Source organism: Microbacterium sp. 69-7 (assembly GCF_001897985.1).
Taxonomy (GTDB): Bacteria; Actinomycetota; Actinomycetes; order Actinomycetales; family Microbacteriaceae; genus Microbacterium; species Microbacterium laevaniformans.
On record NZ_MKRU01000076.1, the window covers coordinates 1 to 8,242 of the forward strand.

General features: G+C 69.5%; 8 protein-coding genes. 5 read left to right on the forward strand and 3 right to left on the reverse strand.

What is annotated here, in order from left to right; translation table 11 throughout:
- The first annotated feature begins 283 nt into the window (after positions 1-283).
- Positions 284-793 (forward strand): glycine cleavage system transcriptional repressor, encoded by a 510-nt coding sequence (locus tag BGN98_RS07305; RefSeq protein ID WP_036290657.1) that lies wholly within the window; start codon positions 284-286, stop codon positions 791-793.
- Between the two features lie 28 nt (positions 794-821).
- Here BGN98_RS07305 and BGN98_RS07310 read toward each other — a convergent pair whose 3' ends face one another.
- A complete protein-coding gene (locus BGN98_RS07310) occupies positions 822-1,982 on the reverse strand; it encodes an ArsB/NhaD family transporter (protein ID WP_288120521.1) in 1,161 nt (386 codons plus the stop codon).
- Between the two features lie 182 nt (positions 1,983-2,164).
- Here BGN98_RS07310 and thrS point away from each other — a divergent pair, with 182 nt between their 5' ends.
- From thrS to BGN98_RS07325, 3 genes are read left to right on the forward strand one after another with little or no spacing between them, the layout of a single operon-like run.
- Positions 2,165-4,183, forward strand: a complete 2,019-nt coding sequence (gene thrS / locus BGN98_RS07315) for a threonine--tRNA ligase (RefSeq protein WP_288120516.1) — start codon at positions 2,165-2,167, stop codon at positions 4,181-4,183.
- A 13-nt stretch (positions 4,184-4,196) separates the two neighbouring features.
- The gene (locus tag BGN98_RS07320; RefSeq protein WP_036290666.1) at positions 4,197-4,766 is read left to right on the forward strand and encodes an HIT family protein; all 570 of its coding nucleotides are present in this window, start codon (positions 4,197-4,199) and stop codon (positions 4,764-4,766) included.
- Entirely contained in the window at positions 4,763-5,224 is a 462-nt protein-coding gene (locus BGN98_RS07325; protein WP_288120518.1) for an SMI1/KNR4 family protein, read from the forward strand. Before BGN98_RS07320 ends, BGN98_RS07325 begins: the two co-directional genes overlap by 4 nt.
- A 105-nt stretch (positions 5,225-5,329) precedes the next feature.
- Here BGN98_RS07325 and pdxY read toward each other — a convergent pair whose 3' ends face one another.
- Together pdxY and BGN98_RS07335 are read right to left on the reverse strand one after the other, a co-directional pair.
- Positions 5,330-6,181: a pyridoxal kinase PdxY gene (gene pdxY / locus BGN98_RS07330; RefSeq protein WP_016465235.1), complete on the reverse strand. Its 852-nt coding sequence runs from the start codon at positions 6,179-6,181 to the stop codon at positions 5,330-5,332.
- A gap of 7 nt (positions 6,182-6,188) precedes the next feature.
- Positions 6,189-7,547: an aminotransferase class I/II-fold pyridoxal phosphate-dependent enzyme gene (locus BGN98_RS07335; RefSeq protein WP_016465236.1), complete on the reverse strand. Its 1,359-nt coding sequence runs from the start codon at positions 7,545-7,547 to the stop codon at positions 6,189-6,191.
- A gap of 157 nt (positions 7,548-7,704) precedes the next feature.
- On the opposite strand from BGN98_RS07335, the gene BGN98_RS07340 reads away from it, so the two are divergent.
- Positions 7,705-8,242: beta/alpha barrel domain-containing protein (locus tag BGN98_RS07340; RefSeq protein WP_502687822.1), on the forward strand; the 538-nt coding region annotated here is incomplete at its 3' end.

Consider the following 8,242-nt stretch of genomic DNA (forward strand, 5'->3'; position numbering starts at 1 on the left):
TAGCTCGCATCAGCTATCGAAAGTGGAACTCGATGACCCCCAGGCCATCACGATCACCATAGGGTGTTGCGATCCCGCGAGGCAACGAAAAGGCGGGACGTTTGCATCTGACGTCCCGCCTTGCGCAGTTCATCTCGGGGGATTGCTCTGCGATCGTGATGGTCCCCAGACCGTTCACCCTCTCACCGTAGCCACACCCGATCCGAGAGGACGTCATGGCGTCCGGCGTGGCGTCGCGCAGCAACGCTCGCACCCTCCGCAGCCTGAGCGTTAGGCTCGCCGCATGGCCCACCTCGTGCTCACTGTCGTCGGCGACGATCGTGCCGGACTCGTCAGCGCTCTCGCCCGCACCATCGCCGATCATGGCGGTAACTGGGAGCAGAGCGAGCTCGCCGAACTCGCTGGCGCCTTCGCCGGCATCGTGCTCGTCGCGGTGCCCGACGACCAGCAGCAGGCCCTCACGAGCGCCCTCAGCGGCCTCGACGGGCTGCTGCGTGTGACGACGCACGACGCGCCGGCCGCGGCATCCGTCGATGCGCCTCACACCGTCTCGTTCACCGTCCTGGGCAACGACCGCCCGGGCATCGTCCGCGACGTCACCGCCGCCATCGCCGCCCACACGCTCAGCATCGACACCTTCCGCAGCCGCACCCTCGAGGCCCCCATGGCCGGCGGCACGCTGTTCGAGGCGACCGTCACCGTCAGCCTGCCGGCGGCGGCGGATGCCGAGACGCTCACCGCCGCACTCGAAGCCCTCGCCGGCGAGATCCAGGTCGACCTCACCGTCGCCTGAGTCGAACGCGCGTCTGCGTGAGCAGTCGTCAGTGCAACGCCAGCGGGAGGACGGCGAGCGCCACCGTGAGCGGGGCGACGACCAGACCCAAGAGGATGTAGCGCTTCCAGGGCACATCGACGCCGACGGCGTGCAGACGCTCGTGCCAGAGCAGGGTCGCCAGTGACGCCCACGGCGTGATCAGCGGACCCGCGTTGACGCCGATGAGCAGAGCGGCGAGCCGCACGGGGGAGCCTGCGGCGGATTCGAGAGCAAGGTAGGCCGGCAGGTTGTTCACCACGTTCGCGCCCAGCATGCCGACCCCGGCGACCTGCCAGAGCGAGACGAAGTCTTCTCCCGAACCGGTCGCCGCGGCGAGGAGGGCGCCCGACCCGAGAGCCTCGGCCGCACCGACCGCGAGGAACAGGCCGGACGCGAAAACGACGAGCTGCCACGGCACGAGCGCCCAGCGCAGGGCCGTCGGCGAGCGCCATGCGAAGACGATCGTGAGCACGACGGCGGCACCCAATGCCGGCATCCACGGTGCGATGCCGATGACCAGCAGCGGCATCATGACGACGAGGACGACGGCGGAGATCCGCAGAAGCACGGGGTCGGACACCCGCGGGGGACGGGCGGGGGTGAAGCGACCCCGCAGGCCACGTCGGTTCGTGAGCCACAGCAGGATCACCGTGACGACCGTCGCGATGATCGCCGACGGTCCCAGAAGGCCCAGGAAGCCGAGCGCGTCGAGATCGCCGAGCCGATGCGCGGCGAGCAGGTTGGTGAGGTTGGACACCGGCAGGAACAGCGACGCGGTATTGGCCAGCCACACGGTCGCGAATGCGAAGGGCATCGGCGAGAGCCCATTGGCGCGGGCGACCGCGACGACCACCGGCGTCAAGAGCACAGCCGTGGTGTCCAACGACAGGAACGCCGTCACGACGGCGGCGAACGCCACCACCATGAGCCACAGCACGATCACCCGTCCGCGCGAGAGGCGCGCCAGGCGCGCTGCGGCGGCGTCGAACACACCGGCGCGCGCCGCGAGCTCCGCGACGATCGTCACGGCGACGACGAACAGAAGGATCGGCCACACGCGGTCGCCGATCTCCAGCGCCGCGTCCACCGGCAGAACTCCGAACACGACGGCTGCGCCGCCCAGGAGCAGCAGCACCGCTCCGATCACGGCAAGCAACACGGCATCCATCATGGACCCTCATCGACCAGTCCCGGGCGGCGATAGACTGCACACATGGAACTGAGCCGGATCACCGCCTTCGCGACCGGCGCGCGCACGCCCGGCGTACGAACGATCTGGGCCTGAGCGGGCGGGGCGCACGGCGCCCGAAGCTGAGCATCCCATCCGATCCCTCTTCTGGAGACCTTCCCTTGACCGATGTCTCACCCGCGGCGGACGTGACCTATCCCGCCGACGGCTCCGCCCTGTTTTCCGACCGTTCCGTCGTCGCTCTGCGCGTCAACGGCGACCTGAAGGACCTCTCCACCGTCGTCACGGCCGATGACGCGGTCGAGCCCGTGCTGGTCGACAGCGCCGACGGTCTGTCGATCCTGCGCCACTCCACCGCGCACGTCATGGCCCAGGCCGTGCAGCGCATCAAGCCGCAGTCGAACCTCGGCATCGGCCCCCCGATCACCGACGGCTTCTACTTCGACTTCGGCAACGTCGACCCGTTCACGCCCGAAGACCTCAAGGCCATCAAGAAGGAGATGGAGCGCATCGTCCGCGAGAATCAGCGCTTCGTCCGCCGCGTGGTCGACGAGACCGAGGCGCGAGAGCTCATGGCCGGCGAGCCGTTCAAGCTCGAGCTCATCTCGCTCGCCGGCGGCCCGGGCTCGGGCGCCAACGCCGCCGAGGGCGCGTCCGCCGAGATCGGCGCGGGCGAGCTCACGGTCTACGAGAACGTGAACCGCGAGGGCGAGGTGGTCTGGCGCGACCTCTGCCGCGGGCCCCACGTTCCCGGCACCCGCTACGTCGCGAACGGATGGGACCTCACCCGAGTGGCCGGCGCCTACTGGCGCGGCAGCGAGAAGAACCCGCAGCTGCAGCGCATCTACGGCACCGCCTGGCCCACCAAGGACGAGCTGCGCGCCTACCAGCAGCGCCTCGAAGAGGCCGCCAAGCGCGATCACCGCAAGCTGGGCAAGGAACTCGACCTCTTCTCGTTTCCCGACGAGATCGGCCCCGGACTCAGCGTGTTCCACCCCAAGGGCGGCATCATCCGCTACGAGATCGAGCGTTACATGCGCGAGCGTCTACTCGCCAGCGGCTACGAGGTCGTGAACACGCCGCACATCACCAAGGGCGACCTGTTCATGACGAGCGGCCACCTGCAGTGGTACGCAGACGGCATGTACCCGCCGATGGTGCTCGACGAGGTCGTGGATGCCGACGGTCACGTCAGCCGCGAGGGCCAGGAGTACTACCTGAAGCCCATGAACTGCCCGTTCCACAACCTGATCTTCCGCTCGCGCGGCCGCTCGTACCGCGAGCTGCCGCTGCGCCTGAGCGAGTTCGGATCCGTCTACCGCTACGAGAAGAGCGGCACCCTCTCCGGCCTCACGCGCGTGCGCGGGATGACCCAGGACGACACCCACATCTACGTCACGGCCGACCAGGTCAAGGGTGAGCTCACCCACAGCCTCGACTTCGTGCTGCAGACGCTGCGCGACTACGGCCTCAACGACTTCTACCTCGAGCTCTCGACGAAGGAAGACGGCAACCCGAAGTTCATCGGGGCCGACGAGCTCTGGACCGAGGCGACCGAGACGCTGCGCGAGGTGGCCGAGGCATCCGGGCTCGAGCTCGTGCCCGACCCGGGCGGCGCCGCCTTCTACGGACCGAAGATCTCCGTGCAGGCGCGCGACGCGATCGGCCGCACCTGGCAGATGTCGACCATCCAGCTCGACTTCAACCAGCCCGAGCGTTTCGAGCTCGAGTACACCGGCCCCGACGGCGAGAAGCACCGCCCCGTGATGATCCACCGTGCTCTGTTCGGCTCGGTGGAGCGCTTCTTCGCGATCCTGCTCGAGCACTACGCCGGCGCGTTCCCGGTGTGGCTGGCTCCCGTGCAGGTGGTCGGCATCCCCGTCGCGGACGACTTCGCCCCCTACCTCGACGAGATCGTCGCGCGCCTGCGGGCCGCGGGCGTGCGGGCCGAGGTGGACCACTCCGACGATCGGATGCCGAAGAAGATCCGCACCCACACCACGCAGAAGGTGCCGCTGCAGCTCATCGCGGGGGAGCAGGACCGCTCCGGTGGCACCGTCTCGTTCCGTTTCCGCGACGGGTCGCAGACCAACGGCATTCCGGTGGATGAGGCGATCGATAAGATCGTCGCCGCGATCTCGGGCAAGCTGCTCGTCAACACTGCGGAGGACCTGGCGTGAGAGGGCCCGGTCGGTGAGCGAGCCGGAGGCGAGTCGAAACGCCGACGCCGCCCTCGAGGACGCCGCGACGTTCGCGGCCGTCCCCGACGCCTTCCAGCGGCTCTGGACGCCGCACCGTATGGCCTACATCAACACGGGCGCCGATGCCCTCCGGGGCTCGGGCTGCCCGTTCTGCGCCGCGCCGCAGAAGTCGGATGCCGAGGGGCTCATCGTCCACCGCGGTGTCACGTCCTACGTGCTGCTGAACCTGTTCCCGTACAACTCGGGTCACATGCTGGTGTGCCCGTACCGCCACATCGCGACGTACGACCAGGCCACGCCGGAGGAGGTCGCCGAGATCGGCGCTCTCACACAGACCGGGATGCGGGTGCTCCGCGAGGTCTCGCGCTGCGACGGCTTCAACATCGGCATGAACCAGGGCGCGGTCGCCGGCGCGGGGGTCGACGAGCACCTGCACCAGCACATCGTTCCGCGGTGGAGCTCGGACGCGAACTTCTTCCCGATCATCGCGCGTACGAAGGCGCTGCCGCAGCTGCTCGGCGAGGTTCGCGAGGCCGTCGCGGCCGCCTGGCCGGCGGCGTGAGCCCGGGCGGTCCGGACGACGGCGCGGAGCCGTTCACGGTCGACGCGCGGCGCCTGCGCACGCTCCCGGCATCCACTGTGGAGTTGTGCGGAGACATCACCGCGTTCGACGCTCGCCGCGCCGAGGCAGAGACGCGCGAGCGTCAGGACCCGCTGTACTGGGTCGACCTCGAGGTGCCACGGGGATGGGTGCTCGTCGGCGACAACGGCCAGGGCGATGAGTGGTGGCTCGGTCCGCGTGGCGACGTCTGGTTCTTCGACCACGTCGACGGCGAACGGGCCGTGTCGCGCTTCGCGCCGATGCGCCTCTCGATCACGCAGTGGCTGATGGTGGGGCACGTGCTGCACGCGCTCGAGCAGTTCGACGAGGCGAATGATGCCGCCGTGGAGCGCACCCTCGCCGCACTGGATGCGATCTCGCCCGAGCTCGGTGTGCGCTGGCCATACGAGCTGGTCTGACCAGGCAGGGCGTTTCGACTCGCTGCGCTCGCTCAACGACCGGGGAAGGGCGCGAAGTCCCGGTCGTTGAGCGAGGCGCGCAGCGCCGAGTCGAAACGCCGAACCTCAGCGCACCCGGGTGACGGGGAACTGCAGCCGCGGATGGGCGTAGAACTCCTGCGCCTCGACCAGCTGCAGTTCGCGCTGCCCGGAGTCGAACGTCGTCTGCAGCAGGTCGTACACACTCGACACGGTCTTCGCCAGCGCATCTGCGGCGTCGCCGCTCGCACGATAGTGGGCCGTGAACAACGCCGCCGTGACGTCGCCCGACCCGTTCGCCTTCATGGGGATGCGCGGCGTCTGCACGATCCACGCGCCGTCATCGGTCACGGCAAGCATCTCGATCGTGCCTTCGGGGGCATCCGGACGCTCGACCGACGTGACGAGCACGGTGCGCGGGCCCATCGCGCGCGCGGCATCCGCCGACGCGAGCGTCGAGGCGAGGTCCGTCGGCTCGGTTTCCGTGAGGAAGCCGAGCTCGAACTGGTTGGGCGTGATGATGTCGGCCGCCGGCACGACGCGATCGCGGAGCAGCACGGGGATCGCCGGAGCGACGAAGCACCCACTCTTGGCGTTGCCCATCACGGGATCGCAGGAGTACACCGCCGCAGGATTGGCCGCTTTCACGCGCGCCACCGCATCGAGGATGACGTCCGCGATGCCCTCCCCGCCCTGATAGCCGCTGAGCACGACGTCGATCTCCCCGAACACGCCCCGCTCCTCAATGCCCGTGATGACGTCGCGGACGTCGTCGGGGGCGATGAGCGGACCGCGCCAGGCGCCGTAACCGGTGTGGTTCGAGAAGTTCACGGTGTACACCGGCAGCACCTCGACGCCGATGCGCTGCAGCGGGAACACGGCGGCCGAGTTGCCGACGTGACCGTACGCGACGGCGGACTGGATGGAGAGGATCTTCATCGGGCGATCATCCTGCTTTCGAGGTCGCGGCTGCGGCGGGGATCGCCGCGGCCAGGTCGGTGGCCAGACGCGCGAGATCGGCGTCCGAGAGGTCGTGGACGGTGATGCGCAGATGGCGGGCGGCGCGCGCGCCTTCGAGCACGAACTCGTCGCCCGGACGCACGAGCCATCCGCGACGCATGAGCTGCTCGGATGCCGCGCGCGCCGGAACCGGCAGCGACACCCAGAGGCTCAGACCGTCGCCCGCGACCACCGGGACGCCCGCCGCGGTGAACGCCGCGGCGGCCGCGCGGTTGCGCGCGGCGTAGTGGGCGGATGCCGCTGCCACCGCCGCGACCGCATCCGGATCGGTGAGCTGTTCGAGCGCCACACGCTGGAGGAGGTGGCTGACCCACGTCGCGCCCGGATTGAGGCGCTCAGCGAGCCGCTCGGCCGTGTCGGGATCTGAGGCGACCACGGCGAGACACATGTCGGGCCCCAGGAACTTCGAGACGGACCGGATGAGCGCCCAGCGCCGATGCGACGCGGAGATCACCGAGTGAAAGGGCTGCGCCGACAGCATCGAGAAATGGTCGTCCTCGATGACGAGGACATACGGGTGGTCGGCCAGCAGTGTGCGCAGCGCCGCAGCGCGCTCGGCACTGAGGCTCGCCCCCGTGGGGTTCTGAGCGCGAGGAGTGAGCAGCACGGCGCGCACCCCGGCATCCAACGCGGCCTGGAGCCCGGCGACGGTCATGCCCTCATCGTCGACGGGGACGGCGATGGGGCGGTAACCGCCGAGGCGAACCGTGTTCAGGCTCGCGAGGAAGCACGGGTCCTCGAGAGCCACGGCATCGTCGCGCGTCAGCGTCTGGGCGAGCAGACGTTCGATCGCGTCGGAGGCGCCGCCCGTGATCGTGAGACGCAGCGCGCGGTCGTCTCCGACGGCGGCCCGCATCCACTCTTCGGACCACGCTGCCAGGTCGCGGTCGATGACGGGTTCGCCGTACAGCACCGGCCGACCCGCGATGCGACTGAGGGCTGGATGCAGATCGGGGATGAGTGCCGGGTCGGGGTTGCCCGCCGCGAGGTCGCGCAGCACCGTGCCGCGTGCGAAGCCTTCTTGCGCCACGGGGGTGCGTTCGGCGACGCGCGTGCCGGCGCGGCCGCGGGCCTCGACGAGCCCGGCCTGCGTCAGCAGACGATACGCGGACACGACGGTGTTGCGATTGACCCCCAGCTCGTCGGCGAGGGTTCGCACCGGAGGCAGTGCCGAGCCGGGCGCCAGCTCGCCGCGCTCGATCCTCTGTCGCACGCTGTCGGCGATATCGGTCGCGGTGGCCCCGGCGATGCGCAGCACGGAGGAGGCATCGGGGACGGCGTTCACGGTGATCAGTGTATGTGACAGGACATGCTACGTTTTGGCCTAGGCCAATAGCTACGGCATCCCGCTCCGCCGCCCCGAGCGACGTCCACACCCGAAGGAGAAACCCGTGTCCACTCCCGTCACCGGCTCGTCCCGCGTCAAGCGCGGACTCGCCGAAATGCTCAAGGGCGGCGTCATCATGGACGTCGTCACCCCCGATCAGGCGAAGATCGCCGAGGACGCCGGCGCCGTCGCCGTCATGGCCCTCGAGCGCGTGCCCGCCGACATCCGCGCCCAGGGCGGCGTGTCACGGATGAGCGATCCCGACATGATCGACGGCATCATCGAGGCCGTATCGATCCCCGTCATGGCGAAGGCGCGCATCGGCCACTTCGTCGAGGCTCAGGTGCTCCAGGAGCTCGGCGTGGACTACATCGACGAGTCCGAGGTGCTCTCACCGGCCGACTACGTGAACCACATCGACAAGTGGAACTTCACCGTTCCGTTCGTCTGCGGCGCCACCAACCTCGGCGAGGCGCTGCGACGTATCACCGAGGGGGCGGCGATGATCCGCTCCAAGGGGGAGGCGGGCACCGGCGACGTGTCGGAGGCCATGAAGCACATCCGCAAGATCCGCGGCGAGATCGCCGCGCTCGGGGCGCTGTCCCGCGACGAGCTGTACGTCGCGGCCAAGGAGCTGCAGGCACCGTACGAGC

Excerpts from the sequence above, each read along its gene's own strand:
- BGN98_RS07305 (WP_036290657.1), top strand. The coding sequence starts at position 284 with ATGGCCCACCTCGTGCTCACTGTCGTCGGCGACGATCGTGCCGGACTC.
- pdxY (WP_016465235.1), bottom strand. The coding sequence starts at position 6,181 with ATGAAGATCCTCTCCATCCAGTCCGCCGTCGCGTACGGTCACGTCGGC.
- BGN98_RS07310 (WP_288120521.1), bottom strand. The coding sequence starts at position 1,982 with ATGGATGCCGTGTTGCTTGCCGTGATCGGAGCGGTGCTGCTGCTCCTG.